At 62.4% G+C, this 26,459-nt stretch carries 31 protein-coding genes; 11 read left to right on the top strand and 20 right to left on the bottom strand.

The features are described from left to right. Nucleotides 1-26: 26 nt before the first annotated feature. From G394_RS0116890 to G394_RS0116855, 7 genes are all read right to left on the bottom strand, one after another. Nucleotides 27-932: a TIGR01777 family oxidoreductase gene (locus G394_RS0116890; RefSeq protein WP_028578645.1), complete on the bottom strand. Its 906-nt coding sequence runs from the start codon at nucleotides 930-932 to the stop codon at nucleotides 27-29. A 17-nt stretch (nucleotides 933-949) separates the two neighbouring features. Next, nucleotides 950-1,552: an iron-sulfur cluster assembly scaffold protein gene (locus G394_RS0116885; protein WP_028578644.1), complete on the bottom strand. Its 603-nt coding sequence runs from the start codon at nucleotides 1,550-1,552 to the stop codon at nucleotides 950-952. After that, nucleotides 1,553-2,737, bottom strand: coding sequence for a cysteine desulfurase family protein (locus tag G394_RS0116880; protein WP_028578643.1), 1,185 nt, complete (start codon nucleotides 2,735-2,737; stop codon nucleotides 1,553-1,555). A 44-nt stretch (nucleotides 2,738-2,781) separates the two neighbouring features. After that, nucleotides 2,782-3,537: an arginyltransferase gene (locus tag G394_RS19790; protein ID WP_156902668.1), complete on the bottom strand. Its 756-nt coding sequence runs from the start codon at nucleotides 3,535-3,537 to the stop codon at nucleotides 2,782-2,784. A gap of 89 nt (nucleotides 3,538-3,626) precedes the next feature. Next, nucleotides 3,627-5,297, bottom strand: a complete 1,671-nt coding sequence (locus G394_RS0116865) for a glutamine--tRNA ligase/YqeY domain fusion protein (protein WP_028578642.1) — start codon at nucleotides 5,295-5,297, stop codon at nucleotides 3,627-3,629. 9 nt (nucleotides 5,298-5,306) lie between these two features. Beyond that, on the bottom strand, nucleotides 5,307-5,909 hold the full coding sequence (locus tag G394_RS19785) for an NUDIX hydrolase (protein WP_051307291.1): 603 nt from the start codon (nucleotides 5,907-5,909) through the stop codon (nucleotides 5,307-5,309). Beyond that, nucleotides 5,906-6,427, bottom strand: coding sequence for a nitroreductase family protein (locus tag G394_RS0116855; protein ID WP_028578641.1), 522 nt, complete (start codon nucleotides 6,425-6,427; stop codon nucleotides 5,906-5,908). The genes G394_RS19785 and G394_RS0116855 overlap by 4 nt, the downstream gene beginning before the upstream one ends. Nucleotides 6,428-6,561: 134 nt before the next feature. On the opposite strand from G394_RS0116855, the gene G394_RS0116850 reads away from it, so the two are divergent. Beyond that, entirely contained in the window at nucleotides 6,562-7,005 is a 444-nt protein-coding gene (locus tag G394_RS0116850; protein WP_245578374.1) for a DMT family transporter, read from the top strand. Nucleotides 7,006-7,016: 11 nt separating this feature from the next. After that, nucleotides 7,017-7,361, top strand: coding sequence for a DsrE family protein (locus tag G394_RS0116845; protein WP_028578639.1), 345 nt, complete (start codon nucleotides 7,017-7,019; stop codon nucleotides 7,359-7,361). Here the strand turns inward: G394_RS0116845 and G394_RS0116840 are convergent. After that, nucleotides 7,351-7,551 (bottom strand): DUF2905 domain-containing protein, encoded by a 201-nt coding sequence (locus G394_RS0116840; RefSeq protein ID WP_028578638.1) that lies wholly within the window; start codon nucleotides 7,549-7,551, stop codon nucleotides 7,351-7,353. The two genes, G394_RS0116845 and G394_RS0116840, sit on opposite strands and share 11 nt — an antisense overlap. Before the next feature lie 66 nt (nucleotides 7,552-7,617). On the opposite strand from G394_RS0116840, the gene yjjX reads away from it, so the two are divergent. From yjjX to G394_RS0116805, 7 genes are all read left to right on the top strand, one after another. After that, nucleotides 7,618-8,133 (top strand): inosine/xanthosine triphosphatase, encoded by a 516-nt coding sequence (gene yjjX, locus G394_RS0116835; protein WP_028578637.1) that lies wholly within the window; start codon nucleotides 7,618-7,620, stop codon nucleotides 8,131-8,133. A gap of 38 nt (nucleotides 8,134-8,171) precedes the next feature. Then, nucleotides 8,172-8,582, top strand: coding sequence for a hypothetical protein (locus G394_RS0116830; protein ID WP_028578636.1), 411 nt, complete (start codon nucleotides 8,172-8,174; stop codon nucleotides 8,580-8,582). A gap of 36 nt (nucleotides 8,583-8,618) precedes the next feature. Then, nucleotides 8,619-9,065, top strand: coding sequence for a DUF3124 domain-containing protein (locus G394_RS0116825; protein WP_028578635.1), 447 nt, complete (start codon nucleotides 8,619-8,621; stop codon nucleotides 9,063-9,065). A 25-nt stretch (nucleotides 9,066-9,090) separates the two neighbouring features. Continuing rightward, the gene (locus G394_RS0116820; RefSeq protein WP_028578634.1) at nucleotides 9,091-9,501 is read left to right on the top strand and encodes a hypothetical protein; all 411 of its coding nucleotides are present in this window, start codon (nucleotides 9,091-9,093) and stop codon (nucleotides 9,499-9,501) included. Nucleotides 9,502-9,558: 57 nt separating this feature from the next. Continuing rightward, a complete protein-coding gene (locus tag G394_RS0116815) occupies nucleotides 9,559-10,539 on the top strand; it encodes a glucokinase (protein ID WP_028578633.1) in 981 nt (326 codons plus the stop codon). Between the two features lie 122 nt (nucleotides 10,540-10,661). Then, the gene (locus tag G394_RS19780; protein ID WP_051307290.1) at nucleotides 10,662-11,612 is read left to right on the top strand and encodes a hypothetical protein; all 951 of its coding nucleotides are present in this window, start codon (nucleotides 10,662-10,664) and stop codon (nucleotides 11,610-11,612) included. Nucleotides 11,613-11,634: 22 nt separating this feature from the next. Beyond that, nucleotides 11,635-11,886 carry a hypothetical protein gene (locus G394_RS0116805; RefSeq protein WP_028578632.1) on the top strand — a complete coding sequence of 84 codons (252 nt, stop codon included), beginning with the start codon at nucleotides 11,635-11,637 and terminating at the stop codon, nucleotides 11,884-11,886. Between the two features lie 227 nt (nucleotides 11,887-12,113). Here the strand turns inward: G394_RS0116805 and G394_RS0116800 are convergent, their stop codons facing one another. From G394_RS0116800 to G394_RS0116790, 3 genes are all read right to left on the bottom strand, one after another. Further along, nucleotides 12,114-12,398: a Txe/YoeB family addiction module toxin gene (locus tag G394_RS0116800; RefSeq protein WP_245578372.1), complete on the bottom strand. Its 285-nt coding sequence runs from the start codon at nucleotides 12,396-12,398 to the stop codon at nucleotides 12,114-12,116. Next, nucleotides 12,374-12,616, bottom strand: coding sequence for a type II toxin-antitoxin system Phd/YefM family antitoxin (locus tag G394_RS0116795; protein ID WP_028578630.1), 243 nt, complete (start codon nucleotides 12,614-12,616; stop codon nucleotides 12,374-12,376). The genes G394_RS0116800 and G394_RS0116795 overlap by 25 nt, the downstream gene beginning before the upstream one ends. A gap of 96 nt (nucleotides 12,617-12,712) precedes the next feature. After that, complete coding sequence (locus tag G394_RS0116790) at nucleotides 12,713-13,993, bottom strand: 4Fe-4S binding protein (protein WP_028578629.1); 1,281 nt, start codon at nucleotides 13,991-13,993, stop codon at nucleotides 12,713-12,715. 182 nt (nucleotides 13,994-14,175) lie between these two features. Between G394_RS0116790 and G394_RS0116785 the strand changes: the two genes are divergently transcribed. Further along, complete coding sequence (locus tag G394_RS0116785) at nucleotides 14,176-14,973, top strand: sulfite exporter TauE/SafE family protein (protein WP_028578628.1); 798 nt, start codon at nucleotides 14,176-14,178, stop codon at nucleotides 14,971-14,973. A 106-nt stretch (nucleotides 14,974-15,079) separates the two neighbouring features. On the opposite strand, the gene G394_RS0116780 is transcribed toward G394_RS0116785, so the two are convergent. The 6 genes from G394_RS0116780 to G394_RS0116755 all read right to left on the bottom strand — a co-directional run bounded on the left by G394_RS0116780 (nucleotide 15,080) and on the right by G394_RS0116755 (nucleotide 22,065). Beyond that, entirely contained in the window at nucleotides 15,080-15,814 is a 735-nt protein-coding gene (locus G394_RS0116780; protein ID WP_028578627.1) for a 3'-5' exonuclease, read from the bottom strand. A gap of 5 nt (nucleotides 15,815-15,819) precedes the next feature. Beyond that, on the bottom strand, nucleotides 15,820-17,733 hold the full coding sequence (locus G394_RS0116775; RefSeq protein ID WP_028578626.1) for a DUF294 nucleotidyltransferase-like domain-containing protein: 1,914 nt from the start codon (nucleotides 17,731-17,733) through the stop codon (nucleotides 15,820-15,822). 48 nt (nucleotides 17,734-17,781) lie between these two features. Next, nucleotides 17,782-19,557 carry a sodium:solute symporter family protein gene (locus tag G394_RS0116770; protein WP_028578625.1) on the bottom strand — a complete coding sequence of 592 codons (1,776 nt, stop codon included), beginning with the start codon at nucleotides 19,555-19,557 and terminating at the stop codon, nucleotides 17,782-17,784. 24 nt (nucleotides 19,558-19,581) lie between these two features. Further along, complete coding sequence (locus G394_RS0116765) at nucleotides 19,582-19,833, bottom strand: DUF4212 domain-containing protein (protein ID WP_028578624.1); 252 nt, start codon at nucleotides 19,831-19,833, stop codon at nucleotides 19,582-19,584. Nucleotides 19,834-20,228: 395 nt separating this feature from the next. Further along, nucleotides 20,229-21,383, bottom strand: coding sequence for an HD domain-containing phosphohydrolase (locus tag G394_RS0116760; protein ID WP_084435791.1), 1,155 nt, complete (start codon nucleotides 21,381-21,383; stop codon nucleotides 20,229-20,231). 13 nt (nucleotides 21,384-21,396) lie between these two features. Then, nucleotides 21,397-22,065 (bottom strand): response regulator, encoded by a 669-nt coding sequence (locus G394_RS0116755; RefSeq protein ID WP_028578622.1) that lies wholly within the window; start codon nucleotides 22,063-22,065, stop codon nucleotides 21,397-21,399. Between the two features lie 1,015 nt (nucleotides 22,066-23,080). On the opposite strand from G394_RS0116755, the gene G394_RS21325 reads away from it, so the two are divergent. Further along, nucleotides 23,081-23,770 (top strand): tetratricopeptide repeat protein, encoded by a 690-nt coding sequence (locus tag G394_RS21325; protein ID WP_156902666.1) that lies wholly within the window; start codon nucleotides 23,081-23,083, stop codon nucleotides 23,768-23,770. Here the strand turns inward: G394_RS21325 and G394_RS0116750 are convergent. The 3 genes from G394_RS0116750 to G394_RS0116740 all read right to left on the bottom strand — a co-directional run bounded on the left by G394_RS0116750 (nucleotide 23,736) and on the right by G394_RS0116740 (nucleotide 26,406). Further along, nucleotides 23,736-24,518, bottom strand: coding sequence for a response regulator (locus G394_RS0116750; protein ID WP_028578621.1), 783 nt, complete (start codon nucleotides 24,516-24,518; stop codon nucleotides 23,736-23,738). The two genes, G394_RS21325 and G394_RS0116750, sit on opposite strands and share 35 nt — an antisense overlap. Nucleotides 24,519-24,576: 58 nt before the next feature. After that, entirely contained in the window at nucleotides 24,577-25,239 is a 663-nt protein-coding gene (locus G394_RS0116745; protein WP_028578620.1) for a response regulator, read from the bottom strand. A gap of 510 nt (nucleotides 25,240-25,749) precedes the next feature. Beyond that, entirely contained in the window at nucleotides 25,750-26,406 is a 657-nt protein-coding gene (locus G394_RS0116740) for a response regulator (RefSeq protein WP_028578619.1), read from the bottom strand. Nucleotides 26,407-26,459 lie beyond the last annotated feature (53 nt).

Here is a 26,459-nt window from a genome sequence, read left to right as displayed (position 1 = left end):
ACGGGTTCGGGGGCAAATCGGCGGCGTCAGCCTTTTTTCAGGGCGGGGACGATGTCGGCCAGAGCCCTGTCCAGATTCGGGTGTTCGAAGGCGAAGCCAAGGGCTTGCAGAGCCGCCGGGACGCAGCGCTGTCCCGACAGGAGCATGGCCGCTGCCTCCCCCATGACCAGCCGCAGGGCAAAGGGCGGGACGGGCAGGACGGCCGGGCGCTTCAGGACCCTGGCCAGGGAGGCGGTGAAGCCGGCGTTGGTCACGACTTCGGGCGCGCAGGCATTGAAGGCCCCGCGGGCCGCCGGGTTTTCCAGCAGGAAACTCATGGCGCGGACCAGGTCGCGGATGTGGATCCAGGGGAACCACTGCTTGCCGTTGCCGAGGCGGCCGCCCAGGCCCAGGGAAAAGGGCAGGTGCATCTTGGCCAGGGCCCCGCCGTCGCCGAGGACAACGGAGATGCGCGGCATGACCACGCGGTGCCCGAAACTTTCGGCGCGCCGGGCCTCGGCCTCCCAGGCCGCGGCCACGTCGGCCAGGAAGCCCGTCCCGCGCGGCGCGTCTTCGGTCAGCAATTTGTCCCCGCCGTCGCCGTAGTAGCCTACGGCGCTGGCACAGAGGAAGGTCTTGCCCGCGGTGCGCGACAGGGCGTCCACGATGTTGCGGGTGCTGAGCACCCTCGATTCGAGGATGCTCTTCTTTCCCGCTTCGTCCCAGCGGGTCGTGACGGGCGTGCCGGCCAGGTTGACCACCGCGTCGAACCCCGCGACCAGATCTTGCCACGGGCCCGGCGCGGTGGGGTCGGCCTTGAGCACGACCACGGGCGGGGCGAAGCGCGCCTTTCCGGAGCGGGCCGCCACGGTCACCTCATGGCCGCGTTCCACGAGATGGGGCACGAGGTGCGCCCCCACGAAACCCGTCGCGCCGAAGGCCAGAATCTTCATGGCGGCCCTCCTTGGGGTTACAGTCCGAAATGCTTCTGGATGTAGCCGGACATGACGGCCTGTGCGTTCTCCTGGCATTCGCCGCAGCCCGTGCCGATCTTGGTCATCTCCTGCAGTTCGTGGAAGCTGCGCGCCCCCTCCAGCACTGCGTGCTCGATGTCCTCGTCCGTGACCTGCATGCATTCGCAGACGATCTTGGCGCCCTGGGTCTTGATGCGGTCCTCCATGCCGTTTCTGCGATAGTAGTCGTCGATGGCGGCCCGCAGGGCCTTGTCGCCGAGCACCGAGCAGTGCACCTTGTTGTCGGGGAGGCCATCCAGCTCCTTCAGAATGTCCTTGGCCGTGATGCCGTAGGCCTGGTCCAGGGTCATGCCGATGACCATCTCGGACAGGATGGAGGTGCTGGCGATGGCGCTGGCGCAGCCGTACGTGCGCCACTTGCAGTCCGTGATGGTCAGCTTGTCGGGGTCGACCTTGATGTAGACCATCATCTCGTCGCCGCACTTGATGTTGCCCGTCTGCCCGATGCCGTGGAAATCGGCCTCGTTCTCCTCGCGCAGGATGTTGCGCGGGTTCATGAAGTGGTCCTTGACCTTGTCGGAGTATGTCCATTTGGCCATTTATCTTCTCCTGTACGCAGTGGACATGGTCCGTATGCGGTCGATGATGGGTGGGAGGTGGTAGAGCATGTACTGCACGTCTTCCATGGTGTTCTCACGGCCCAGGCTGATGCGCACCGAACCGTGGGCGTTCTCCACGGGCACTCCCGTGGCCAGGATGACGTGGGATGGGTCCAGGGAGCCCGAGGCGCAGGCCGAACCCGTGGACACGGCGATGCCGGCCAGGTCCAGGTAGAGGAGGATGGACTCGCCCTCGGCGCCGATGAAGGACGCGCTCAGCGTCCCGGGCAGGGAGTGCTCGGGGTGGCCCATGAAGAGCACGTCGGGGATGGCCTTCTCGATGCCGTCACGCAGGGCTTTCTTCAGGTGCAGGAGCCGACGTTCCTCGACGTCCATCTCGATGGCGCGCATCTCGACGGCCTTGCCCATGCCGATGATGCCCAGGGAATTCTCCGTGCCCGCACGGCGGCCGTTTTCCTGATGGCCGCCCAGGATCAGCGGGCAGTAGGGCACGCCCTTCTTGACGTACAGGGCGCCGATGCCCTTGGGGCCGTAAATCTTGTGTGCGGACATGGTCAGGAAGTCCACGTCCAGGTCGCGCACGTCGACGGGGATCTTGCCCACGGCCTGCACGGCGTCGGTGTGGAAGAGGGCTCCGGCCTCGTGGGTGATGCGGGCGGCCTCCCGGATGTCCTGGATGGTGCCGATCTCGTTGTTGGCCATCATGATGGAGACCATGCCGACCTTGTCGGTCACGGCCCGTCGCAGGTCATCGAGGTCGATGCGGCCGTGCCTGTCCACGTTGAGATAGTGCACGCCATGCTTCCTGCGCCCCAGGCTGCGGGCGGTGTTGAGCACGCAGGGGTGCTCGATGGCGGTGGTCACCAGATCGTTACGCCCGCTCAGGGAGCAGGAGCAGGTGCCGCTGTCGCAGTTCAGCAGGGACAGGACGGTGTTGTTGGCTTCGGAGCCGCTGCCGACGAAGAGGATTTCGTCGGGCTTGGCGCCGATGAAGGAGCCGACCGATTCACGGGCGTCCTCGATCCTTTCTCTGGCCTCGCGGCCGAAGGAGTGCATGCTGGAGGGATTGCCGAATATCTCAAGCCCCTCGACCAGGGCCTTCTTGACTTCCGGGTGCAGGGGCGTTGTGGCGTTGTTGTCGAAGTAAACTGTGCGATGTTCCATGAAAAGCTCCTTTGTTCTCTATCAGAACGAACACTTTGTAATGTCTAATCCGGACCTGTCCACCCCGAAAAGAGCGGAATCATGCCCGGTGACGGCGGTTCCGGAATACTGCCGGCCTCGTGCCAGAGTTCGTCGTCCCAATGGTAGAGCTGGTGGGGGGCGAACCCGGCCTTGTAGGCCATGCGCTCGCACCCCGGGACGAGATACCCTAGATAGTAGTGCTGCAGCCCCAACCGTGCCGTTTCCCGGATTTCGCGCAGCACGCTGAAGATGCCGAGGCTCAGGCGCGAGACGTCAGGGTCGAAGACGAAGTACACGGAGCTCAGCCCGTCGCTGCTTCGGTCGAGGTATCCCGCGCCGACGAGGCGCCCGTCCTCCTCGTACCGGGAGAGCACCGCCGGACAGGACGGCGAGTGGAGGCTGGCGGCGAAATCCTCGAAACTGTGTTCTTGTCCGAAACGGACCAGCGAATGTCTCTGATATAGGTCAAAAAGCGGGCTTTCGTAGCGCAGGGGGCCAAACGACACGCGGACATGGGCGCAGCGGCGCAGGACCCGCTCCTGGCTTCGGCTCGGCCGGAAGCGGTCCACGGGCACGCGCAGGGGGATGCAGGCCCTGCAGCCCGGACAGGCCGGCCGGAAGAAGTTGTGGCCGAATTTGCGCCACCCCCTGGACAGCAGCCAGGTCAGTTCGCGGCAATCCAGGCTGTCTGCGTAGAACGAGGCGTAGACCAGCACCTTCCCCGGCAGGTAGGGGCACGGCATGGGCGGCGTGAGCTCGGGCCGCGTGTACAGGATCACGCCAGCCCCCGCCAAAAAAAAGAACGGCACGTCCGGTCCATGCCGTCCATGCCGTCCAGATCGCACATTTCGTCCATCGCCTGTAGGTGCTAGCCCGCCACCTTGGCCCAGGAGTCGCGTAGGGTCACCGTGCGGTTGAAGACCGCCCTGTCCGGCGCGTGGTCGAAGCGGTCGGCGCAGAAGAAGCCCTGGCGCTCGAACTGGAAGCGGTCCTCGGGGGCGGCCTCGGTCAGGGACCGTTCGACCTTGCAGCCCGTCAGGGTCTCCAGGGAGGACGGGTTGATCTGGTCCAGGAAGTCCGCGTCCTTGCCGGGGAACTCCGCGGTGAAGAGGCGGTCGTAGAGGCGCACCTCGGCCTCGGCGCAGTGTCGGGCGCTGACCCAGTGCAGGGTGCCCTTGACCTTGCGGCCGTCGGGGGCGTCGCCGCCGCGGCTGGCGGGGTCGTAGGTACAGAGTACTTCCCTGACCGTGCCGTCGTCGTTCTTGACCACGTCCGTGCAGGTCACGAGGTAGGCCCCGCGCAGGCGCACCTCCTTGCCTGGTGCCAGGCGGAAGAACTTGGCGCAGGGGTTCTCCATGAAGTCGCTGTCCTCGATGAAGACCTCGCGGGAGAAGCCGACCTTGCGGCTGCCCATGTCCGGGTTCTTGGGGTGGTTGGCCAGTTCGAAGAATTCCTCCTGGCCTTCGGGGTAGTTCTCGATGACGAGTTTCACGGGCCGCAGCACGGCCATGGCCCTGGGCGCCTTGGCGTCGAGGTTCTCGCGCACGCAGTTCTCGAGCACGCCCATGTCCACGCAGCTGTCCGAGCGGCTCACCCCGATGCGCTCGCAGAAGTCCCGCATGGCCGCGGGTGGGAAGCCCCGGCGGCGCAGGCCCGAGATGGTGGGCATGCGCGGGTCGTTCCACCCGGCCACCACGCCGTTTTCGACCAGAGTCTTGAGCTTGCGCTTGCTGGTCACGGTGAAGTTGATGTTCAGACGGTTGAACTCGTACTGCACGGGCCGGCTGGGCACGTCGAGCTGGTCGAGGAGCCAGTCGTAGAGGGGCTTGTGGTCGGCGAACTCCAGGGTGCAGATGGAGTGGGTGATGCGCTCCAGGGAGTCCGACAGGCCGTGGGCGAAGTCGTACATGGGGTAGATGCACCATGTGTTGCCCGTGTTCTGGTGCTCCTGGTGCAGGATGCGGTACAGGGCCGGGTCGCGCATGTTCATGTTCGGCGAGGCCATGTCGATCTTGGCGCGCAGGATGTGCGCCCCCTCGGGGAACTCGCCGGCCCGCATGCGGGCGAAGAGGTCGAGGTTCTCCTCCACGGAGCGGTCGCGGTAGGGGCTGTTCTTGCCGGGCTCCGTCAGGGTGCCGCGGTACTCGCGGACCTCTTCGGCCGACAGGGAGCAGACGTAGGCCTTGCCCTTCTCGATGAGTTCCACGGCGAACGCGTAGAGCCGCTCGAAATAGTCCGAGGCGTGATAGAGATGTTCGCCCCAGTCGAAGCCGAGCCAGCGCACGTCCTCCTTGATGGAGGCCACGTAGACCGGGTCCTCCTTGCCGGGGTTGGTGTCGTCGAAGCGCAGGTGGCAGCGCCCGCCGTAGTCACGAGCCAGGCCGAAGTTCAGGCAGATGGACTTGGCGTGGCCGATGTGCAGGAAGCCGTTGGGCTCCGGGGGGAAGCGGGTGAAGACCCGGCCCTCGTTCTTGCCGTTTTTCAGGTCCTCTTCGATGATGGCGCGCAGAAAATTGGATGGGGTGGATGGCGTGTCCATGGTGGTCCTTCAGTCTGTCGTGGTGGTGCGGGATGTCCCGGGTTCGAGTGCAGCCGCTGTGAATACGGTCAGGGGCATGGGTTGGCAAGGCCTGCCCTGCAGGTGCGCCAAAAGCGCGTCGCGGGTGCTGGGAAAGGCCAGTTTCGACCAGGGGATTTCCTCGGGGGCGAAGAGGGCCAGGTCCTCGGTCTCCTCGCCGGGGCTGGGCGCAGCCTCGTCCAGGCGGGCGCTGTAGACGACGATGACCGGCGGCCACCCGGCGTAGGAAAAGACGCCCACCAGCCCTTCAAGCCGGACGTCGAGGTTCACTTCCTCCCGGATCTCGCGAACGGCGGCCAGCTCGACGGGCTCGCCCTCGTCCACGTAGCCGCCGGGCAGGAGCCATTTTTCCGTGTCGTCGGGGCGCTTGCGGCGTATGAGCAGGATCTTGCCCCCGATTTCGAGGACGACGCAGGCCACGACCTTGGGGTCGAAATAGACTACGCCGGAGCAGGCGGTGCAGATCAGGCGGTCCGGCCCGTCGGCGTGGACGCGCCCTGGTGCGAGGGGGGCGCCGCAGGCCGGGCAGAAGCGGTAGCGGTCATGGCGGATGGGGCCGGTGGTGGGGGTCATGCGTAGGTGTCGGTTTTGATCGTGTGATCCTTGAGGTTTTCGCGGGGATGCCCTTTGGGGGCCTTGGCCGGGTATCCGATGCTGATGATCGATTCGACCCGCAGGTGGGCAGGGATGTTCAGGATCTCCCGCACTCGGGCCTCGGCCGAGGCGGATTCGTCGCAGGCGCGCATGCGTATCTGCACCCAGCAGCTCCCGAGGCCCAGGCTCTCGCAGGTCAGCTGCAGGATGATGGAGGCGATGGAGCAGTCCTCGACCCAGGTGTCGGCTTTGCCCTCGTCGCCGAGGACGACAACGCCCAGGGCCGCGTCGCGCAGAAAGTGGGCGCCGTGGGGCTTGGCCGTGGCGAGCCTGGCCAGCAGGTCCTTGTCCGTGACGAAAATGAATTCCCAAGGGTCGAGGCCGCGGGACGACGGCGAGCGCAGCACGGCCTCCTTCAGCTGGTCCATGACATCGGCCGGAATGGGCTGCGGCGTGTAGTGGCGGACGCTGCGTCTTCTGCGCAGGATTTCGAGCATGTTTCCCCCTTCGTCGCCCGCTGTGGAGGCGGGTCGGCAGAGTTTCCCGCGCTTCTTGATCAGCGCGGATGCATACCGTATCAAAGCCGTCAGTGGGCGGCAATTGTCTATTCCCGGACCGCCCCGGAGGAATGATGGATGGACTGATTCTCGCCTTGACAGCACTGGCCGGGTGTCTCATGCCGGTCCAACCGGCCGTGAACGCGGTTACCGCCGTGTACATGAACAGTCCGTACCTGGCCTCGTTCTTTTCGTTCCTGACGGGCACCGTGGCCCTGGGGCTGCTTTGCCTGGCCTTGCGCCTGCCCTGGCCCGGCGGCAGGGTCGTGGCCGAGTTGCCGTGGTGGGCCTGGACGGCCGGCGCCATGGGCGCGTTTTTCGTGACCATGACCATCGTCGCCGTGCCCCGCCTGGGGACCATGAGCGTCATGGCCCTGCTCATCGCCGGCCAGATGGCCGCGTCCCTGGTCATGGACCACTACGGCTGGCTGGGCGTGGCGTCACAGCCCATCTCCCTGGGCAGGATCGCGGGCGCGGTGCTGCTTTTCGCCGGGGTGATCCTCATCCGCAAATTCTAAGGAGGCGGTCCGTGAAAACAGCCCTTTTCGTCTTCAACGGCGACCCCATGTGCTTCATCCACGTGCTGCTGAACGCCCTGGACCTGCAGGCCAGGGGCCACGAAGCGATCATCGTCATGGAGGGGGCTTCCGTGGCCCTGCCGCCGGCTCTGGTCAAGCCCGACCATCCCCTGGCCAGGCTTTTCGCCCAGGTCAGGGAGAAGGGACTCTTGGTGGGCGCTTGCAAGGCCTGTTCTGTCAAGCTGGGCGTGGCCGCCGAGGTCGAGGCCGCCGGCGTGCCCCTCATCGGCGACATGAGCGGGCACCCGTCCATGGGCTCCTACATGGAAGCCGGCTGGCAGGTTGTCACTTTCTGAAGAGCCAGGCGATGAAGCTCAGCACGATGCTGATGAGTATCCCCGTGGTCAGCGGGAAGAAGAATTTGAAGCCCGGCCGGTCGATGACGATGTCGCCGGGCAGCCGCCCCAGGGGCAGCTTGCCGATGAACGGCCAGGCCAGCCCCACGGCGAGGATGACGAGTCCGATGAGGATGAGGGCGCGCTGCATGGGTTCCTCCTGCCCGGTCTGTGGCAGAGGGGGCGAGGCTCTGGCAAGGGGCCGCGGGAGGTTTTCGTGATCATCAACGTCGGGTCCATGAACCCGGTCAAGCTCGGGGCCATCCGCGCCGTCATGGAGACGCGCTTCCCCGGGGCCGACTTCGTGCCCGTGAGCGTGGATTCAGGCGTGTCCGTCCAGCCCATCGGATTGGAGGAGACCCTGCGCGGGGCCAAGAACAGGGCCCGGGCGGCCTTTGCCGGGTGCGAGTTGTCCGTGGCCCTGGAATCGGGTCTGGTGCCGGTGCCGGAAACGGCCACGGGCTACATGAACCTTACGGCCTGCGCCATTTTCGACGGCGAGGAGATGCATCTGGGCCTGGGCCCGGCCTTCGAGCTGCCGGCCGAGGTCACGCGTCTGGTGGTGGAGGATGGCCTCGAACTGGACCCCGCCGTGCGCCGCGCCGGACTGACGGACAACGACCGCATCGGCTACGCCCAGGGCATCATCGGCATCCTGAGCAGGGGGCGCGTGACGCGCATGGACTACAGCCGCCCGGCCGTGTCCATGGCCCTGGTGCGCATGGGCCTTTAGAATTTTCATTTCGCAACACTTACGACAACGAGGAAAGCATGTCCCGAGCATATCTGGTCTATCGCTGCAAGGAAGGAGAGGTGCTGAAGAAGCCCGAAGCCGTCATCAACCTGTGGGCCGAGGACGTGCCCAGGTTCTCCGAGATCCTGGACGAAGCCACGGCCTCCAGGGCGGACAAGGCGCGCAGGCCCGGCGAGTATTGGGAGATCGTGACCAAGGAGCAGGCCGACCCCTATGACTGGGAGAAGGTCGTGGGCCCCATCAAGAACAAGGAGCACGACCCTCTGGGCGACATGTGGCGGGAAAAGGCCAAGATCGAGAAACTCATGGCAGAAGGCGCGACCCTGGAGCAGGCCCTGGAGGTCATGACGCCCTTCAGCCACACCTTCCGCTACGAGTCCGAGGGCCCCAAGAATCTCATCCCCAGCATTGACGACGTCAATTCCTAGCCTGGGCGGGGCCACGGCTCCGCCACGGAGGACCTCATGCGCTGGCTGTTTCTTCTCCTGTCCCTCATTCCCGCCGCGGGACTGTGCGGCGGGCCGGAGCTGTCCTCCGGGCAAGCCCTCTACGTGCCGGTCTATTCGCACATCTACACCGGCGACAAGGAGCGTCCCTTCAACCTGGCGGTGACCCTGTCCATCCGCAACACCGACCCGAGGTCCGGCTTGCGGCTGACGGCCGTGGACTACTACGACACCGAGGGGCGTATGGTGCGGAGCTATCTCGACGCGCCGCGGGAGCTGGGCCCGCTGGCCTCCATCCGCTACGTCGTGGCGGAGCGGGACGTCGAAGGCGGGTCCGGGGCCAACTTTCTGGTGCGCTGGGAAGCGGCGCAGCCCATCAACGCCCCGGTGGTCGAGTCGGTCATGATCGGGGCGCAGTCCGGGCAGGGCATTTCCTTCACCTCGCAGGCCAGGGAAATTCGTTAATTCTTCCAAGCTAAGGAGCGATCTTATGGAAAATTCGGTGGCGGAACTGGAAGCGTTTCTTGCGGACTGGGAGTCCTGCGACTCCAGGCAGGCCTTTCTCGCCTGCAGACAGGCTCTCGAATCCGTCGAGGGCGTGGCTCTGGGCTTCAAGGCCCGGCCAGGCATCACCTATTCCCTGCGCGGCACCCACCCTGCCCAGCAGGGGCGTGACCTTTTCGCGCTCATCGACGTCATCGACGACGACCCCGAGCAGCGCTGGCTGTCGGTCTGTTTCTACGATGACATGATCACCGATCCCGACGAGCAGGGCGACTGGGTGCCCGGAGGCCTCATGGGCGAGGACGCGCGGTGCTTCAATGTCGACGAACTCGACGAGGATCTGGTGGCCTACGTGGCCGAGCGCATCCGCGAGGCGGGGGCCAGCGCGACGAAGTAGGAGAAGCCGGGTTTGACCCGGCTTCTCGTTTTGACGGGCAGAGGGGGGGAGACGGTCATGGCGACGATCCTGGCGGCGGACATCGGCGGCACGAACAGCCGCTTCGGGCACTTCGAGGCGGTCCGGGGAAGCGAGGCGGAACTCGTCGAGTCGCAGAGCTTTCCGACGGCTTCGGCCGGTTCCCAGCCGGAACTGCTGCGGATGCTGGCGGAATCGGGTTTCGGCCTGACACCCGCGGCCGCGGACCGAATCGTCCTGGCCGTGGCCGGTCCCGTGCTGGACGGAACCCGCTGCCGGCTGACCAACGCCGCATGGGGCATCGACCTGGACGACCCGTCTACCGGACTGCCTCGCGCCCGAACTGTGCTAATCAACGATTTCGTGGCCCAGGCCCTGGGCTGCGGGACGGCCCACGCGGCGCGGACCGCGCGGGACGTGCAGTCCGGGGATGCGCGCCTCGTGGAGGCGCGCCTGGGTGTCACTGCCGCCCTCGGCGCAGGGACGGGCCTCGGGCTCTGCGCCCTCGTTCCTCTGCCCGGCGGCGGGGTTCTGCCCGTCCCCTCCGAGGGCGGACATGCCCCCCTGGCCTTCGTGGACGAGGAGGAATTCGCCTTTCTCGCCTTTCTGAAGCACCGCACCGGACACTCCCACGCCTTCGGGGATGTCGTGGTTTCGGGGTCCGGCCTCTCCAGCCTGCACGAATTCCTGACCGGCAGGCGCCTGACGCCAGCCGAGGTCGCCGCCGAGATCGGCCCGGACAGCGAGACGACGCGCTGGTTCGCCCGGTTCTTCGCACGGGCCTGCAGGGCCTATGCGCTGCACGTCCTGGCCTGGGGCGGGCTCTTCCTGTGCGGCGGCCTGGCGGCCAAGAACCCCTTTCTGGTCGACAACGACGAATTCCTGAGGGAATTTCGGGATTGCCCGGCCTACGGCGCACACCTCGCCGGAATCCCCGTGCGCCTCGTCACTGCGCCGGACACCGGCCTGCACGGCGCGGCCCGCTACGGCGGGATGCTTCGCGCAGACCAGCCGACATAACCCACGTTTTTGTCGCGTAGCCTGTGACGAAAATGTCGGGCAACCTTTCTTGAATCCCCAGTATTCCGGCAGGATGCATATGGCATGAGGTCTGCTTCGCCCCTCGAAACGAGGAGGCCGCCATGCCAACCATCACCACGCCTTACGGGCCCGTCGAGGCCCTGCCCGGAGCCGAGTTCCACCCGGACGGCTCCGTGCGTTCCTGCATCCCCGCCATCGCCTGCCCCCTGATCACGCCCCTTGGTGTCCTCGTTCCGCAGTTCACGGCCAACACCCAGCGCAAACGGCACTTGCCGGCCATGCTCTTTTATCCCGGAGGGAGGCTTCGCAACCTGCCGCTTGAAGAGCAGACCGTCGTGCCGACGCCTCTGGGACTGTTGCCCGCCGAGCAGGTCACGTTTTTCGAAAGCGGCGCCCTGAAGCGTCTCTTCCCCCTCAACGGCACCTTGAGCGGTTTCTGGACCCAGGAGGACGAGGCCGCCCTGGCCGCGCCCCTGGCGCTGGACACACCCCTTGGCCCCGTGGAGACGGCGGTCATCAGCCTGAACTTCTCCGGGCAGGGCGGGCTGCGCAGCCTGACCCTGTGGCCAAGCCGGACCCTGGAGGTGCCGTGCCCCCTGGGCGCCGTGACGGCCCGCATCGGCGTGTCCTTTTACGACAGCGGGGCCATCCGTTCGCTGGAGCCCGCCGCGCCCACGGCCGTAACCACGGCCCTGGGGCCGCTCATGGCGTTCGACGCCGACGCCGTGGGCATCAGCGGCGACTCCAACTCCCTGCGTTTCCGCGAGAACGGGTCCCTGCTGGGCCTCGTCACCGCGGCCCACGCCTTCGACGTCGTGCAGGAGAACGGCAGGGTTCGGCGGATCGAGCCTCCTCTGCGGCGCAACCCGTGTGACGGGCAGTCTCTGGAGGTCGGACCTCTGGCTCTGGAATTCGCCTCCGGACGAGTTTCCATCGGCAGGCCGGGGCAGCCCAAAATTTCCGCCGCGGTTACCGACGTGACCGCGGTCCCCTTTCACCAACCGCTGCCCTCCATGCAACGCCTCTGCACCATGGGTGCGGGCGCATGGTAGGGCCGGCAGCAACGGAGAACTCATGAACGTCAATTGCCTGGAAAAAGTCGTCGAATACGCATCCATGCCCCTGCACGGCACCCTTTCGCGCAAGCTGCGCAAGGGCCTGAAGATCCAGATCAACGAAGGGAGGATTTACGAGAAGGCCGCGCTGTTTCTGGGGTCCGACTTCCTGCGCGTCACGGAAAAGGAGGACGGTCAGACTGTCAACACCTATTACGGCTGGGAGGAGATCGCCTCCATCCGTACCTTCAGTTCCGAACCGGAGGAATGAGCCGCCGGGGGCTTGCTGTCCCCGGATCGCGGCTGCTCACCCTTTATCGGACTGGGTGTCTCCACCGCCTGTCCGGCGATGCTTCTACCTCCAAAAGTTGAGTTTACGCATGCGCCACGAACAGGGATGTCCGCCTTCCTGTCCCGCATTGTCCATCTCCGCCCACGCCCTGGCCCCCGATTGCGTCCTTGTGACCAACAACATGCGATACGAGCTGTCGGCGAGGCTCATTCGTAATGCGTCCACATGCGCAGAATTTTGACGATATGTTCGGTTTCCAGGACCTGATACACCAGTCTGTGCTGGATGTTGATGCGGCGTGAATACGCTCCCGTGAGATCCCCCACCAGTTTTTCATAGGGCGGCGGGGTTTGGAACGGATTGGTTCGGATGATGTCTAGAAGTTCCTGGGCCTTGTTTTTAAGTCCGGAAGGCGCCAGTTTTTTTGCGTCCTTTTGGGCCTGATGCGTGAAGCGCAATCCCCACATCACCAATCCGGTTCCGTGCCGCATTGGCTCGCGTCGGTGGCCATGCCTTCCATGATGGACTCGCGCATGCCGGGGATGGACATGAGATAGAGCGTTTCATTGATCGCGTTCCAATCGCCTTCGGACAGCAGCACGGCGTTGGATCTTTTTCCCTTGATGATGATGGGTCTGTGCGTCGAGGCGGCTTCATCGATCAGCGAGTACAAATTGGCTCTGGCTTCGGTAGCGTTAATCGTCGCCATAATCCCTCCCTTTGTTGACTAACGTACGCTTTTGCGTACGTTAGTCAACATGGCAATGATATTCTCACGGTCTCTGCCCGGTTCAGATGGGTTCATCTAGCCCGCCAGCCTGCGCAGGGCCGAGAGGAAGCGTGAGCGCAGCCTCTCGCCCAGCAGGGCGCGTTTGACCGGCGGGAGTTTCAGGAAGCCGCCCACCAGGGCACGCATGAACTCCTGGGTGCGGCTTGCCGGGTTGTCGAAGATGAAGGTCTGGAAAGTGTCGCGCTCCAGGGCCTGGAGCATGACGCGCTCGAAGCTGTCTTCGGGATGGAGCACCTTTTGGGGGCGGGGCTGGAGTCTGAGGGCCCCGGTGGGGCATTTCAGGGCGCAGACGCCGCAGCCGAGGCAGGCCGGGTCGATCTGCGCGACCTTTGCGGGTGTCCGGGGTTCTGTCCCGGGCGCCTTGGCGCGCATGGTCGCGAAGGACACGGGGCAGGCCTTGGCGCACAGGCCGCAGCCGATGCACAGGCTCTCGTCCACCACGGCCACGAAGCTCGATGTGACGAGGATGCCCGTGTAGCCCGTGTCGCGCACGCCCTGCAGCAGGTTGCAGCAGCAGTCGCAGCAGTGGCAGATGAACCCGGCGTCGCGGCGTACGTTGTCGGCGGACAGGACCAGGCCCTGATCGCGGGAGCGGGCCAGGATGTCGCGCATCTGCGCCTTGTCGATGGGTTTGGCGAAGCCGTTGCGGATGAGAAACCGCGCGCCCGTGCCCATGGAGGTGCATGTTTCCATGGGCGTGGGGCAGGGCGCGTGCCCCAGATGATGCTTCTCGTGGCGACAGGAACACAGGCCCAGGGAAAATTCCGTCTGCTCCTCGATCAGGGCGGATGCCTTTTCGTAGTCCAGGATCTCGACGTGCTCGCCCAGGGCCTCCTCGTGGGGCAGGGCGCGCATGACCGAGGTGCGCTGCCCGTCTCCGAAATTGGCGTGCAGGAAATCCTTCTCCCCGAACATGTATGCCTGGAAGAGTTCGGCCCAGCGGACGTGCGGCAGGTCCGGCCCCGTGCGCATCATGGTGAACTCGAAGAAGCCGATGACGATAGGGCTGACCATGTAGAGGTATCGGCGGCCGTCCCAGATGTCGAGGACCAGCCCCTTGGAGCACAGGCTTTCGAGCATGGGGCGAAGTGAGGCCTCGGGTTCGTCGAGCATGCGGGCGATGCGCGCAAGGCTTGCGGGCCGGTAGGGCAGCCTGGAGACGAGCTCCGCCTCGGGCCTGGAGTAGAGAGATTCCACCAGTTCCCGGAAGACCGGAGTCCACGGCGTGCGCACCGGCGCCTGATCCAGGCGGCGGCCCAGTTTTCGGTAGATGTCCTTGCCGACGATGTGTCCCATGCCGTCCTCGCGTCGAGATTTTCCTGGCTCTGCACATTCATCGCCCGGCGCAGAATTGCAAGCTTCTTTATACTGTTTTGCGAACAGGACATTGACAAGCGCGCCGGAGTGGTTCAGAAATTGGTCCTACCAATTTTGCGGGCCCCGGGTCATGACCGTGCGGCCGTCACCAGGGAGGAATCATGTTGGAAGTGTTGGCTTTGTATCTTGTCGTGGGCGCCATCGCCGGAGTGCTGGCGGGCCTGCTGGGCATCGGCGGCGGCCTCGTCATCGTGCCCATGCTCGTGTTCTGCATGGAACTGCAGAACCTTCCCAACGAGCTCATCATGCATCTGGCCCTGGGTACCTCCATGGCCAGCATCGTCTTCACCTCGGTGTCGAGCTTCATGGCCCACCATAAGCGCGGCGCGGTGGAGTGGGTCGTGGTCCGGCGCATCGTCGCCGGCATCCTGGTCGGCACGTTCCTGGGCACCTTCATCGCGGCGGGGCTGAGTACGGGCTGGCTCAAGGCCTTCTTCGTTTTTTTCCTTTACTTCGTATGCTACCAGATGCTGTCCGGCAGGAAACCCAAGCCTTCCCGGCAGATGCCTGGCATGTTCGGGATGTTCGGGGCGGGGGGCGTCATCGGCGTGGTGTCGAGCCTGGTGGGCATCGGCGGAGGGACCCTCTCGGTTCCCTTCATGGTCTGGAACAACATCCCCATCCACAGGGCCATCGGCACATCGGCCGCCATCGGCTTTCCCATCGCCGTGGCCGGAACCCTCGGGTACATCACCAACGGTTGGGGCGTGGAGAACCTGCCGCCCTATTCTCTGGGCTACGTGTCGCTGACGGCCCTCGTGTCCATCGCGGTCATGAGCGTGCTGACGGCGCCTCTGGGCGTGCGTCTGGCCCACAGCCTACCCGTGGACAAATTGAAGCGCGTCTTCGCCGTGATCCTTTTCCTGGTAGGCACCAAGATGTTCTTTTCCCTGTTCTGATCTTCGGGACACGCGGCAGCGCACCTGATGCGGCCAGGGCCGGCGCGCTCCAGACATGTGGAGGACGCCGGCCCTGGCCGTTTGTGCGTCCGAAGAAAAGATGAAGCTACATGTACCAGCGCCAGCTCTGGCCGGCTCGGAACAGCTCCCGCAGGGTGAGGGGGGTGTTCCGGGCTATTTTTTTGGCTAGGTAGACGAAGAGGTAGGCGGTCTGCAGGGCGTCGCCCAGGGCGTCGTGGGCCGTGAAGCGGGGCAGGTCGAACTCCTCGGCCAGGTCCGTCAGGACGTAGGAGATGTTCAGGCTGAAGCGCTCGTAGTGGGCGGGGCTGCGCTTCTCGCGCCAGAGCATGGCCATGCGCATGGTGTCCAGGCAGGGGTTGGCCAGGGGCAGGCCGTGGCGCCTGCGGCAGGCACGGTTCAGGAAGGACATGTCCAGGCCGATGTGGTGCCCGACGATGAGGGTGCCTTTGCAGAACTTGATCAGTCCGGGCAGGACCTCCTCCAGCGGCGGGGCCTCGGCGATGGCCTCGGGCGTGATGCGGTGGATGAGGGTGCTGACCTTGGGCAGGGGGATGCTCGGCCGCACCAGGCAGGAGAAGCTCTCGCCCGGCACGATGGCCAGGCCCCGCACGCGCACGGCTCCGACGGACACGATCTCCTCCTTGCGGGCCGAAAGGCCCGTCAGTTCCGTGTCCAGGACGGTGTAGACGTAGTCGGTCAGGGGGCGGTTCTGGTCCAGCTCCCGGCAGAGGCGGTTGTTCTCGTCCAGGGCGGGCAGGTTCGAGGCTTGCGGAGTCAGGCCCAGCATGCGGCGCAGGCTGCCAATTGCGAAAGGGGCCATGTCCGTCACCCCATGTTCAGGCGGAAGGTTTCGCGCAGCACGCCGTGCAGGGCGGAGATGACCCCGAAGGCCTCGCGCAGGGTGCGCTTTTCGAGGGACGAGAGGGTGCCGGGGTCGATGCGATTGTCGGGCTTCGTCCCGGCCTCCATCTGTTCGAGCTGGTGCATGAGGCGGGCGTGGAGCAGGAACTCGAAAGCCTCCCGCGCCTCGTGGTACAGGTCGCGCGAGAGGTGGCCGGCCTGGTGCAGGAGGTCGAGCCTGGTCAGTGTGCCGGTCTCGCGGATGCCGTGGTACAGGGACATGACCCGGGCGAAGTCCATGAAGGGCAGAAGCCCCCGGGCCTTGATGTCCAGAGTGTTCCTGTGCTCCCCGTCCTTCTCGACCATGAAGTTCTTGAAGAAGGTCAGGGGCGGGCGGGCGTTCAGGCAGTCTGCCGCCAGGTAGCGCAGGAAGAGGTCCTTGCCGGCGCAGGCGCTGGTGACGTGCTGGCGCAGGTTTTCGGCCAGGTCCTTGTGGCCGCAGACGCCGCGGAAGTCGAAGAAGACGGAGCTTGCCAGCACGCGCTGGGGCTCGGGCGCGGCGACCCATGTGTCGACCCGTCCCTTCCAGGCGTCGAGGGTGCCGCGCCAGACGGGGTTGGAGGCCATCATGTCGCCGGGGCAGCGCGGGAAGCCGCAGTTGATGAGGTGCCCGACCATGCGCTCCGTGAAGGCCGAGAAATATGTCTCCGCCGCCCGTTCCAGGAAATCCACCCCGCAGTTCTCGATGATCAGGGCGTTGTCCTGGTCCGTGGCGAAGGTCTGCTCGCGCCGGCCCTCGCTGCCCATAAGCAGCAGGCAGAACTTGACCGGTGGCGGGCCCAGTTCGCGCAGCATGAGTTCGATCAGGCGCGTGATGATCTGGTCGTTCAGGATGGCGATCATGCGCGTGATGTTGCCGGCCTTGGCACCCTGCTGGACCAGGGTGCGGATGACCGGGGTGATGCTGTCGTGCAGGGGGTAGAGCCCGGCGATGGTCGTGCGCGAGGCGATCTCCCGGAACACGGACATGGGCGAGCGGCCCTGCAGGAGCATGATGTCGTGGGAGCTGATCACGCCCTGCACCTTGTCGTGGCTCTTGACCACGAGGTGGTGGATGTTGCGGGACATCATGGTCATCAGGGCGTCGAAGCACACGGCCGATGCGTCGATGCTCTCCACGGGCGTGGACATGATGGTTTCGGCCGGGGCCTGCAGGTCCAGGCCCAGGGCCATGGCCTTGCGCAGGTCCGTGTCGGTGACGATGCCGCAGATCTCGTCCGAGGGCTCCCGGAAGAGGAGGGAGCCGGTGTTGTGGCGGATCATCTCTCTGGCCGCGGCCTGGATGCTGAGGCCAAAGGGGACGCTGACGGGCTCGCGGCTGACAAGACCGCCCACGGGGTTGCTGAAGAGGTGCAGGCTGTGGTCCTCGTGCTGGGCCGCGGGCTTGCAGCGCATCTCCTCGAAGGCCTTGGACAGGAAGGTGTCGGCGAAGGACTTGAGGTAGAAGCGCGGGATGGAAGGGTTCAGGTGCACGGCCTCGAAGAACTTTTCGCGCGGGATCTTGATGAGAAATGTGTCCTCGACGGTCTCGGCGTCCAGGGCCGCCTTCTCGCCGTTGAACAGGGACAGGGCGCCCAGGGACGCCCCGTCGGTGCGGATGTCCACCAGGACGCCCTCGTCCTCGTGAAAGAGGCGGATGGCCCCCTTCTGGATCAGGTAGAGCCCGTCCACCTCGCTCACCCCCCGGCGCAGGAGCCGGGTCCCGGCAGGGAAGAAGTCCACTAGGCAGTGCCTGGCGATGCGGACCAGGCTCGGCCGGTCCAGTTCCGAGAAGGGTAGGGTGCCCTCCAGGAAGGTGATGATGCTGTCGTACCCCGCAGGCTGGATTCCCGCGTTCATGGCGCCGTCCTTGTCCGGGGGCCGGTCGCCCGGCCCCCGCGTCAAAGGTTAGTGGTCAACCGCGGCGCCGGCCCCGCGGGGGATGCGCACGCTTTCGACCATGTCCTGCACGGCGGCCGGAGGCGCTGCCGTGCACAGGGACACCAGGATGGTCACCGTGAAGTTCAGGAGCATGCCTACGGTGCCGATGCCCTCGGGGCTGATGTTCATGAACCACGGTGCCACGCCCATGAACTTGGTCTGCACGATGTAGAACATGGTGAAGCCGATGCCCGTGACCATGCCGCTGATGGCCCCTTCCCTGGTGGCCCGCTTCCAGAAGATGCCTAGCACGATGACGGGGAAGAAGGACGCCGAGGCCAGGCCGAAGGCGAAGGCCACCACCTGGGCCACGAAGCCGGGCGGGTTGATGCCGAAATAGCCGGCCACGAGCACGGCGATGCCCATCATGATGCGCCCGATGGCCAGACGCTTCTGCTCTGAGGCCTCGCGGTTGATAATGCGGTAGTAGAGGTCGTGGGAGATGGCCGAGGAGATGACCAGCAGGAGCCCCGCCGCCGTGGACAGGGCCGCGGCCAGCCCGCCGGCCGCCACCAGGGCGATGACCCAGTTGGGAAGCTGCGAGATCTCGGGGGTGGCCAGGACCATGATGTCGTTGTCGATGTACAGCTCGTTGTCGTTGTCCGTGGCCTCGTTCTTGAGCATGCGCTGGCCGGCGGGGCCGGCTTCGCCGCTGAAGACCGGTTTGCCCTTGAAGGGCGCGCCGGCGCGGTAGGTGATGACGCCGTCGTTGTTCTTGTCCAGCCAGGCCAGGAGGCCCGTTTTTTCCCAGTTCTTGAACCAGGACGGGGCCGTGGCGTAGGTGGTGTTGCTCAGTACGTTGGTCAGGGTGTAGCGGGCGAAGGCGCCCAGGGCCGGTGCCGTGGTGTACAGGATGGCGATGAAAAACAGCGCATAGAGGGCCGAGATGCGCGCGGCCCGCACCGTGGGCACGGTGTAGAAGCGGATGATGACGTGGGGCAGTCCGGCTGTGCCGACCATGAGGCACATGGTGATGGCGAAGACGTCGATCATGGGCTTGGCTCCCGCCCCGAAGGCCGAGGTGTATTCGGCGAAGCCGAGGTCCGTTCCGATCTGGTTCAGGGTGTCGAGCAGGTATTTGCCTGAATGCGGGCCGTCGACCAGGGTGCTGCCGAAGCCGATCTGGGGCAGGAAATGTCCGGTCAGCTTGGCGGAGATGGCGACGGCCGGGACCAGGAAGGCCGTGATGAGCACGCAGTACTGGGCGACCTGGGTCCAGGTGATGCCCTTCATGCCGCCGATGCCGGCGTAAAAGAAAACCAGGACCATGCCGATGATGACGCCCGTGTTGACGTCCACTTCGAGAAAGCGGCTGAAGACGATGCCTACGCCGCGCATCTGCCCAGCCACGTAGGTCAGGGAGACGAAGATGGCGCAGATCAGGGCCACCACGCGCGCGGCCGAGGAGTAATAGCGGTCGCCGACGAAGTCAGGCACCGTGAACTTGCCGAACTTGCGCAGATAGGGGGCCAGGAGCAGAGCCAGGAGCACGTAGCCGCCGGTCCAGCCCATGAGATACATGCATCCGGCGTAGCCCATGAAGGCGATCATGCCGGACATGGAGATGAAGGACGCCGCGCTCATCCAGTCCGCGGCCGTGGCCATGCCGTTGGCCAGGGGCGGCACGCCGCCGCCGGCCACGTAGAAGCCCTTGGTGTCCTTGACCCGCGCGCTCCAGGCGATGCCGATGTAGAGCGAAAAGGTCGCCCCGACGATGAGATAGGTCCAGATTTGCAGTGACATATGCGTTCCCCGTGATTGCGTAGGTTATTCGTGCACGTCGAATTTCTTGTCCAGTCGGTCCATGAGCAGGAAGTAGGCGAGGATGAGGATGACGAATACGTAGATGGACCCTTGCTGGGCGAACCAGAAGCCCAAGGGGAACCCGCCGAGATGGAATGCGTTCAGTTCGTTCACGAAAAGGATGCCGAAGACATAGGAAACCAGTGCCCATATGGTCAGCAGGATGACCATGTAGGTCAGGTTCGCTTTCCAGTACCGTTGCATTGATGTCTGCATTTCGTCCTCCCTGCCTTGCGGCGTCGCTGCTTCGAAGTTGATGATGCTTCTTTCTGACACGCTTTTTATGGTCGCGCATCCCATTTCCGGTGAATGGACATGGATTCCGGTCATTGGTTTGTCCGAAGGCGCCGCGTGCTACCGGGATGGGGGATCGGCCGCTTGGCGGCCGAATCGCGCCGCTTATCCGTCGGGTCATGGTCTGTCGTGGGCGCAGGCGGGGCGCCCGCTGATCCGGATCGGCTCCGGGATGAGCGGACCTGCAGGGAGCGTGGAGGTGGGAAATCACGGATGAGCGACGTTTAATGGGCGGTAAGCGGTCATGCGCACCGCCGTGCCTCCTTCGGCTAGAATATCGCAGCGGTCAGGCTGCCGTAACCGCGGCAGGAGGACGTTCAATCGGAAAAAGCCGTTGCGACGTTTTGAAACTCCGTAATGTTGGCGAGAAAGATGTCCACGATGGCCGGGTCGAACGCCTGATCCCTTTCGGATCGAATGATCTCCAAAACCTTTTCGAGGGGCATCGGTATTTTGTAGGGCCGCTGCGCAAGCATGGCGTCAAAGCTGTCGACAATGCTCACGATCCGGGCCTCCATGGGAATTTCAAGGCCTTTGAGACGGTCTGGATACCCTTTGCCGTCCCATCTTTCGTGATGGGACCGCGCAATGGTCTGCGCCAGCTGGATGAGCTTGAAGCGGCTGTTGGCAAGGCTCTGGGCACCGATGACGGTGTGGCTTTTCATGATGACCCACTCATCGGCGTCGAGCTTGCCCGGCTTGAGCAAAATGCTGTCGGGGATACCGATTTTTCCGAGGTCGTGCATGGCGCTGGCCAGGTAGAGCAGCTCGACGTGATCCGCGGGCAGGCCGCATTTGCGTCCCAGTAGCGCCGAGTATTCCTGAATGCGGCGAATGTGCATCCCCGTTACCTTGTCCCTGAGTTCGGCCGCCAGGCAGAGTCTGAGGATCGCTTCGTGCTGCACTTCGTTGATTTCATTTTGCTTTTCTTGAATTTTTCTGGTGCGCTCTGCAACTTTGATCTCCAGGAGGTGGTTTTGCTCCCGGAGCGCGTCTTCCGCGGCCTTGAGCCGCAGGTGCGTTTTGATGCGCGCCCTCACTTCCTGGGAGGAGATCGGTTTCGTGATGTAGTCGACGGCACCGATGGCGAAAGCTTTGCTGAGGGTGGCCGCATCTGATGCCGACGTGATGAACACAATGGGAATATCGCAAAAATTACCGTCGGACTTGATGACTCGGCAAAATTCGAATCCGTCGATCTCCGGCATGAAGAGGTCGAGGATGATCATGCTCGGCTTCTCCAACGCAATGCTTTTGAGCGCGATCGAGCTGTCCTGTGATGCTGAAATCTTGTAGCCATCGCCAAGACAGTAAGCGAGAATGTCGATGTTTATGCTGACGTCATCGACAATGAGAATCGTCTTTTTTTCATCAAATGCATGTCCGCTTTTGTCGATGTTTGAATTTGCATTCTTGTCGCTTATTCTAGAATTTGAGTATGAATTTATCGAATTATCTGTTGTAGAATACATCAGACACCCCTCCCTATTTTTTTGACTTGCTGTTGTCTAATTCATCAAAAAAGTGGATGCTTCCTCTGCGGAGTTCGTTGCAGCTATTCATGCCTAATTTTCCAAGGATATTCGATCTGTGTTTGTTTACAGTTTTTATGCTGATGTATAGTATGTCCGCAATATCTTTGCTTCTTTTTCCGTCGATTATATATTTAACGACTTCTTTCTCTCTGGATGTGAGATTATGTAGTGCTGGTAGAGTTTTCCTCTGTCTGTTGACGAACAAATAATCTTTTACAATTATTTTTGCGAGTTTTGGGCTAATGAATAGTTCATCTGCCAATGCATATTTTATGGCGAGAAAAAGTTCTTCAGGGTTTGATCCTTTCAAAATGTACGCGTTGGCGCCATATTCCAATGTTTCATATATCAATTCATTGTCGTCGTACGAAGAAAGGATGATTATTTTTATATCAGGAATCGTTTCCTTAATTTTTTTCATCACAACAGTTCCTGGCTCGTCAGGGAGGTGCAAGTCGAGTATGACGACGTCCGGAGCGCTCTGCCTGCAAATCTGAACGGCTTCCGTGCCCGTTGCGACATGTCTTTCGACGGCATACTCTCCCTGCATTTCAAGCATCGATTTGAGTCCTACGCGCAGAAGGTTGTCGTCCTCGACGAGCAGAATTTTGTGAAGCATCACGCATACCCCTCTTTGTATAAATGATTTTGTCGCGATTAGAAATGCTTTCCATGTTTCTTCATATCCGTAATGGGTCTTTACGCCATTCATGCTTTTCGATTAATTGAAATTATTAAGTATTTGTTGCTTTATTTACTAAGTATTTCTTTGTTTGTCTGTTTTGTTTAATGCTCATGCATGAGTAAATTTTGTTGTATTGAGTACGCATAAATGCGTATTTGTTTTTGAGAACAATGACGTTTCCCTTGGCGATGCTTGATTGCCATCCTTTGAAACTAATTTTTGATATAAATTCATATAGTTATATATTGTGTCGCAGGCGTTTTGCTGCCCACTCTTGCCGCAGACTCATGAAGCGTCCCCTCTTTTTCCTTCTGCATTTCCTTGATGACTAAGGATTTTATAAGAGTCTCGTCCCCTGAATTTCCTGTAAAATTCGCGGACGACCGAGGGCGTCGTACCCGCGCAGGCAGAGTTCCGCATTGTTTTGGATGGTCAGCGCGGCATGGACTCCCGTCTTCATGGGGACTGCGAGTTTTTGCAGCGGCGTTCCATCTGGCTGGTCATGATGCGCTCCGGTTTCTCTCCTCCCACCTGCGTCATCGCCGCCGGCGCTGCTTCCATGTGCGCCCTCGCATTCCCGCAAGCTCCCTTTCTCTGCCCGTTTCGGATTTCCTGCGTATCAGACGCCGCTGTCTTGCCCGCCTCTGACGAGAGCCGGCCTTTTTTGCCGCGAGGCATGCGCGCATGTCCTCTCGGTGAGGCAGGAATGGCCTGGTCCGTTCGCGCGGGTTTTGCCATGGCGATGTCGTTTTGCTGTCGAAGCCTCGTGATTCCGCATCTGCCTCTGAGCGACGTTGTACCGATCATGTGTCATGTATAATGATGGCACGTGATATGCTTGTTTTCTTATATTAGTGAATATGAGTATTAAATATTTAAATTTATACGTAGTATGTATTTATAAATTTGACATAGGCATATATGAAAATATGTACATGGAGGAAGCGTCATGGCTATGTCGGAGAGACTGTGCGCATGTTTGTGCTGCGTTGTCGTGGTTGCCCTGCCGTTGGCCGGTGCTGCTGGAGATATGTCGGTCTTGGGGGGCGGGGATGCCGGATTGATTTCGAGTCGGTCCAGAAACTGTCCTGACAACGTGGGTGGGCAGGGACGCAAGCCTGGCGGTTGGGTTGGGGCTGACGGCTCTTCAACCGCTGCCGCCATGGAGGCCGGATCCGCGGCCGTCCATTTTAGGCTTGCCGAGGAATTGTTCCAGGCCGGGCGTCTAGATGCGGCCCTTTCGAGCTATACTCTGGCCATCACTCTTGAGCCGAACCACGCCGGGGCGTTGCAGGGCCGGTGGAAACTGTGCTCGCGGCTTTCGCTGCATCGTCAGGCTTTGAAAGATCTGAGCAGGTTGATCGAACTCATGCCGGGCAGGGCCGACTTTTATTACGAACGTGGACGGATGCTGCTGAAATTGAACAGCGTCAGGGATGCGTACCGGGACTTCCTGCGGGCCTATGAACTCGACCGGAGATATCCGCGCCCGACGTTGCTTGAGGACGAGGTACCGACAGGCAAGGTTCTGGTTGCGAAACGACCCCGTTGGACCGGGGATGCACTGGGGCCTGTTCCGGAAGCCTCTAAAGGGAGAACTCGATTCAGAATTCCCGGAAGAGCCTGTGCTGACGCGTGATGCAGGCTTCAATGCTGTGGTTTGTTCTGTGGATGAGCGCTTCGAGGCGTTGAAAGAGGTCTGTGTTTTGTCCCGGGGCGGGAGATTGGGTGCACGAAGATTCGATCTGTTTGGCCAGGGCATGGATATCCAGCGCCCCGATCATGGCGGAAGATCCTTTCAGACTGTGGGCGAGCCTGCGGCATTCCCTCGTGTTCGACTTGGCCGCGTTCAGGGTGAGGTCGTCAAGAAGTTTGCGGCTGTACTCCGGAAATGCGCTCAGTGTCGCAAAGTACGACTGTTCCAGTCCCATGAAGTTTCGAATTCCGATCGGTATGTCGATGCCGTCGATTTTCGGATATTCCGGGTTTTCGGCCGGGACTTCGACGTCATATCGTTCTCCGGATGCGGTGGCGGCCAGAAAATCGAGCACCTCGTCCGCTTGGAGCGGTTTGCTGAAAACGTGCAGCCGAGTCGCCGGGACCGGACTCGAACCATCGGGACCGCCGGCGGTAAGGAGGGTGATTTTCTCCGTCAGGGATCCGTCGAGGGCAATCATGATGCCTGCCAAGTCAATTCCGTTCACGTTAGGCATGAACAGGTCGAGCATGATCAGGTCGTAGCGGTTTTCGCCGACCAAGCGCATGGCATCATCCGGCACCGCCGCAAGATCGACGGTTGCTCCAAGGTGCGTCAGGATTTCGGCGGCCACAAGACGGCTTATTTCGTCGTCGTCAACGAGAAGGATGCGTCTGCTGCTTAGCGTCATGCCTGCTAACCCCATGTGTCCAACGGGTTGATCGGGAACCGGCCGTCATGGCTGCCGGCTATTCAGCCTGCTTCATGAAATCAAGCAAATACAACCCGCCCTGTCGCAATTCATTGAAATTGTGAATGCCGATCTTCTGCAGAATGTTCGAGCGGTGCTTGTCGACAGTCTTGATGCTGATGGAGAGCATGTCGGCTATTTCTCTGCTTTTTCTGCCGTCGAAAATGTACCTGACCACTTCCAGCTCTCTCGGGGTCAGGCACTGCAAAGTCGGGAAGCCCTTGCGCTGGCGTGTGGCGAAAAGGTAGTCTTTGACGATTGTTTTCGCCAGCCTCGGGCTGATGAAAAGATCGTCGTTCAGGGCGTATTTGATGGCGAGAAAAAGCTCGTCGGGATTTTCTCCCTTGAGAACGTAAGCGTTAGTGCCGTACTCGAGCGTCTCAAAGAGCATTTCGTCGCTGTCGCAGGCCGTGAGCACGATGATCTTCACAGTCTTGTCCTTTTCCCGCAGCCTTTTGAGCACTTCGGTGCCGGGCATGTCCGGCAGGCGCAGGTCGAGCAGGACAATGTCCGCATGCTGCTGGCTGAAGGCCTGGATGCCTTCCCTGCCCGTGGCCACGTCCGCGTCGACGACGTAATCCTCTTTCATGCCGATCATGGATTTCAGTCCCATGCGCAGCAGATTGTCGTCTTCGATCAAGAGAACCGTGCTTTTCGGCATGATAGTTCGCCCCTGGATGGAGTGTGTTGAGGTTGCCGCAATCCCAGATCTACGGGGCCGTTGCGAGTCGGCGTGGCCGAGATCCGCGTCCGCTCGGCGTCAATCATGTCTGGCGCGTCTGGCCGGGGTAGCGGCCGGTGCCCGACGTGTGGCCCCCTGTCGTCCCGCCGCAGAGGTTTCGGTGTCGCGCGATGGGGAATGTGGAGCGAGAGGCAACGCCATGTTCATGATGTGTACGCGGTCTGCCCTGTGGAGGCGGACTGAGCGGGCCGTTTTACGGATGTTCGGCAACCTGGGTGAACCAACCATCAGTCTGAGGCCGGCTTCGAAGATGCGGGCCTCAGACTGATGGTATTTCTTGAGGAAGTAGCGGAGGGATGAGCGCTCAGCAACTGGTGTGATTATGTATTTTGGTGGGATCTTATAATGGAAGATGCGTATGCGGCTCGTGTTTGTTGGTGTGGATTGCCGAAATGTTCCTGTTTGCGCTTGTTGGTGCGTTTGTTGGAGTTAGTCTGTCAACATGTTGTCCAGAATGTACATTTTTCGATGGCGCAGGTCAGCCAAGCTGCTTAGTCCGAGTTTTTCGAGGATGTTCGAGCGATGCTTGTGAACCGTCTTGACGCTGATGAACAGCACGTCGGCGATTTCCTGGCTTTTTTTGCCATCGATGATGAGCCTGACGATTTCCTTCTCTCGCGATGTCAGATCGTTCAGAGGCGGCAGGGTCTTGCGCTGGCGGTTGACGAAGAGATAGGCGTCCACGATGACCTTGGCCAGTTTCGGGCTGATGAACATTTCATTCTGAAGTGCGTAGTGCATGCCCAGAAAGAGCTCTTCGGGCCCGGCGCCTTTGAGTACGTAGCAGTTGGCCCCCAGTTCCAGCGCATCGAAGAGCAGGTCGTCCTCTTCGTGGGCCGTGAGCACGATGACGGGGACGTTTGGCGCGGTCTGTTTCATGGTGCGCAGGACGTCGATCCCGGAGATGTCCGGCAGCATGAGGTCCAGAAGGACGATGTCGGGGCTGGTGGTCTTGAAGAGTCGGACGGCTTCCTTGCCGCTCCCCGTGTCGGCCTCGATGGCGTATTCCTTGCGGGCTTGCACCATGGCTTTGAGCCCCAGGCGCAGCAGATCGTCGTCTTCTATCAGAAGGATGCGTTTTTTCATGGCAGACTTCCCCCCTTGGGACGTCTGCCATGTAGAGCGTGGAAATTCAAGCC

The organism is Desulfomicrobium escambiense DSM 10707, from assembly GCF_000428825.1.
Classification (GTDB): domain Bacteria; phylum Desulfobacterota; class Desulfovibrionia; order Desulfovibrionales; family Desulfomicrobiaceae; genus Desulfomicrobium; species Desulfomicrobium escambiense.
This window is presented reverse-complemented; position numbering and strand designations above follow the sequence as displayed.

What these genes read in the sequence shown, in the direction of transcription:
- G394_RS0116795 (WP_028578630.1), bottom strand. Translation starts at nt 12,616, where the DNA reads ATGGCGACGATTAACGCTACCGAAGCCAGAGCCAATTTGTACTCGCTG.
- G394_RS19780 (WP_051307290.1), top strand. Translation starts at nt 10,662, where the DNA reads ATGCCAACCATCACCACGCCTTACGGGCCCGTCGAGGCCCTGCCCGGA.
- G394_RS0116805 (WP_028578632.1), top strand. Translation starts at nt 11,635, where the DNA reads ATGAACGTCAATTGCCTGGAAAAAGTCGTCGAATACGCATCCATGCCC.
- G394_RS0116745 (WP_028578620.1), bottom strand. Translation starts at nt 25,239, where the DNA reads ATGCCGAAAAGCACGGTTCTCTTGATCGAAGACGACAATCTGCTGCGC.
- G394_RS0116815 (WP_028578633.1), top strand. Translation starts at nt 9,559, where the DNA reads ATGGCGACGATCCTGGCGGCGGACATCGGCGGCACGAACAGCCGCTTC.
- G394_RS0116885 (WP_028578644.1), bottom strand. Translation starts at nt 1,552, where the DNA reads ATGGCCAAATGGACATACTCCGACAAGGTCAAGGACCACTTCATGAAC.
- G394_RS0116790 (WP_028578629.1), bottom strand. Translation starts at nt 13,993, where the DNA reads ATGGGACACATCGTCGGCAAGGACATCTACCGAAAACTGGGCCGCCGC.
- G394_RS0116750 (WP_028578621.1), bottom strand. Translation starts at nt 24,518, where the DNA reads ATGACGCTAAGCAGCAGACGCATCCTTCTCGTTGACGACGACGAAATA.
- G394_RS0116765 (WP_028578624.1), bottom strand. Translation starts at nt 19,833, where the DNA reads ATGCAGACATCAATGCAACGGTACTGGAAAGCGAACCTGACCTACATG.
- G394_RS0116770 (WP_028578625.1), bottom strand. Translation starts at nt 19,557, where the DNA reads ATGTCACTGCAAATCTGGACCTATCTCATCGTCGGGGCGACCTTTTCG.
- G394_RS0116840 (WP_028578638.1), bottom strand. Translation starts at nt 7,551, where the DNA reads ATGCAGCGCGCCCTCATCCTCATCGGACTCGTCATCCTCGCCGTGGGG.
- G394_RS0116890 (WP_028578645.1), bottom strand. Translation starts at nt 932, where the DNA reads ATGAAGATTCTGGCCTTCGGCGCGACGGGTTTCGTGGGGGCGCACCTC.
- G394_RS0116785 (WP_028578628.1), top strand. Translation starts at nt 14,176, where the DNA reads ATGTTGGAAGTGTTGGCTTTGTATCTTGTCGTGGGCGCCATCGCCGGA.
- G394_RS0116830 (WP_028578636.1), top strand. Translation starts at nt 8,172, where the DNA reads ATGTCCCGAGCATATCTGGTCTATCGCTGCAAGGAAGGAGAGGTGCTG.
- G394_RS0116880 (WP_028578643.1), bottom strand. Translation starts at nt 2,737, where the DNA reads ATGGAACATCGCACAGTTTACTTCGACAACAACGCCACAACGCCCCTG.
- G394_RS0116855 (WP_028578641.1), bottom strand. Translation starts at nt 6,427, where the DNA reads ATGCTCGAAATCCTGCGCAGAAGACGCAGCGTCCGCCACTACACGCCG.
- G394_RS0116740 (WP_028578619.1), bottom strand. Translation starts at nt 26,406, where the DNA reads ATGAAAAAACGCATCCTTCTGATAGAAGACGACGATCTGCTGCGCCTG.
- G394_RS0116775 (WP_028578626.1), bottom strand. Translation starts at nt 17,733, where the DNA reads ATGAACGCGGGAATCCAGCCTGCGGGGTACGACAGCATCATCACCTTC.
- G394_RS0116825 (WP_028578635.1), top strand. Translation starts at nt 8,619, where the DNA reads ATGCGCTGGCTGTTTCTTCTCCTGTCCCTCATTCCCGCCGCGGGACTG.
- G394_RS0116865 (WP_028578642.1), bottom strand. Translation starts at nt 5,297, where the DNA reads ATGGACACGCCATCCACCCCATCCAATTTTCTGCGCGCCATCATCGAA.
- G394_RS0116800 (WP_245578372.1), bottom strand. Translation starts at nt 12,398, where the DNA reads ATGCGGCACGGAACCGGATTGGTGATGTGGGGATTGCGCTTCACGCAT.
- G394_RS19785 (WP_051307291.1), bottom strand. Translation starts at nt 5,909, where the DNA reads ATGACCCCCACCACCGGCCCCATCCGCCATGACCGCTACCGCTTCTGC.
- G394_RS21325 (WP_156902666.1), top strand. Translation starts at nt 23,081, where the DNA reads ATGGCTATGTCGGAGAGACTGTGCGCATGTTTGTGCTGCGTTGTCGTG.
- G394_RS0116755 (WP_028578622.1), bottom strand. Translation starts at nt 22,065, where the DNA reads ATGCTTCACAAAATTCTGCTCGTCGAGGACGACAACCTTCTGCGCGTA.
- G394_RS0116760 (WP_084435791.1), bottom strand. Translation starts at nt 21,383, where the DNA reads ATGTATTCTACAACAGATAATTCGATAAATTCATACTCAAATTCTAGA.
- G394_RS0116850 (WP_245578374.1), top strand. Translation starts at nt 6,562, where the DNA reads ATGGATGGACTGATTCTCGCCTTGACAGCACTGGCCGGGTGTCTCATG.
- G394_RS0116820 (WP_028578634.1), top strand. Translation starts at nt 9,091, where the DNA reads ATGGAAAATTCGGTGGCGGAACTGGAAGCGTTTCTTGCGGACTGGGAG.
- G394_RS0116780 (WP_028578627.1), bottom strand. Translation starts at nt 15,814, where the DNA reads ATGGCCCCTTTCGCAATTGGCAGCCTGCGCCGCATGCTGGGCCTGACT.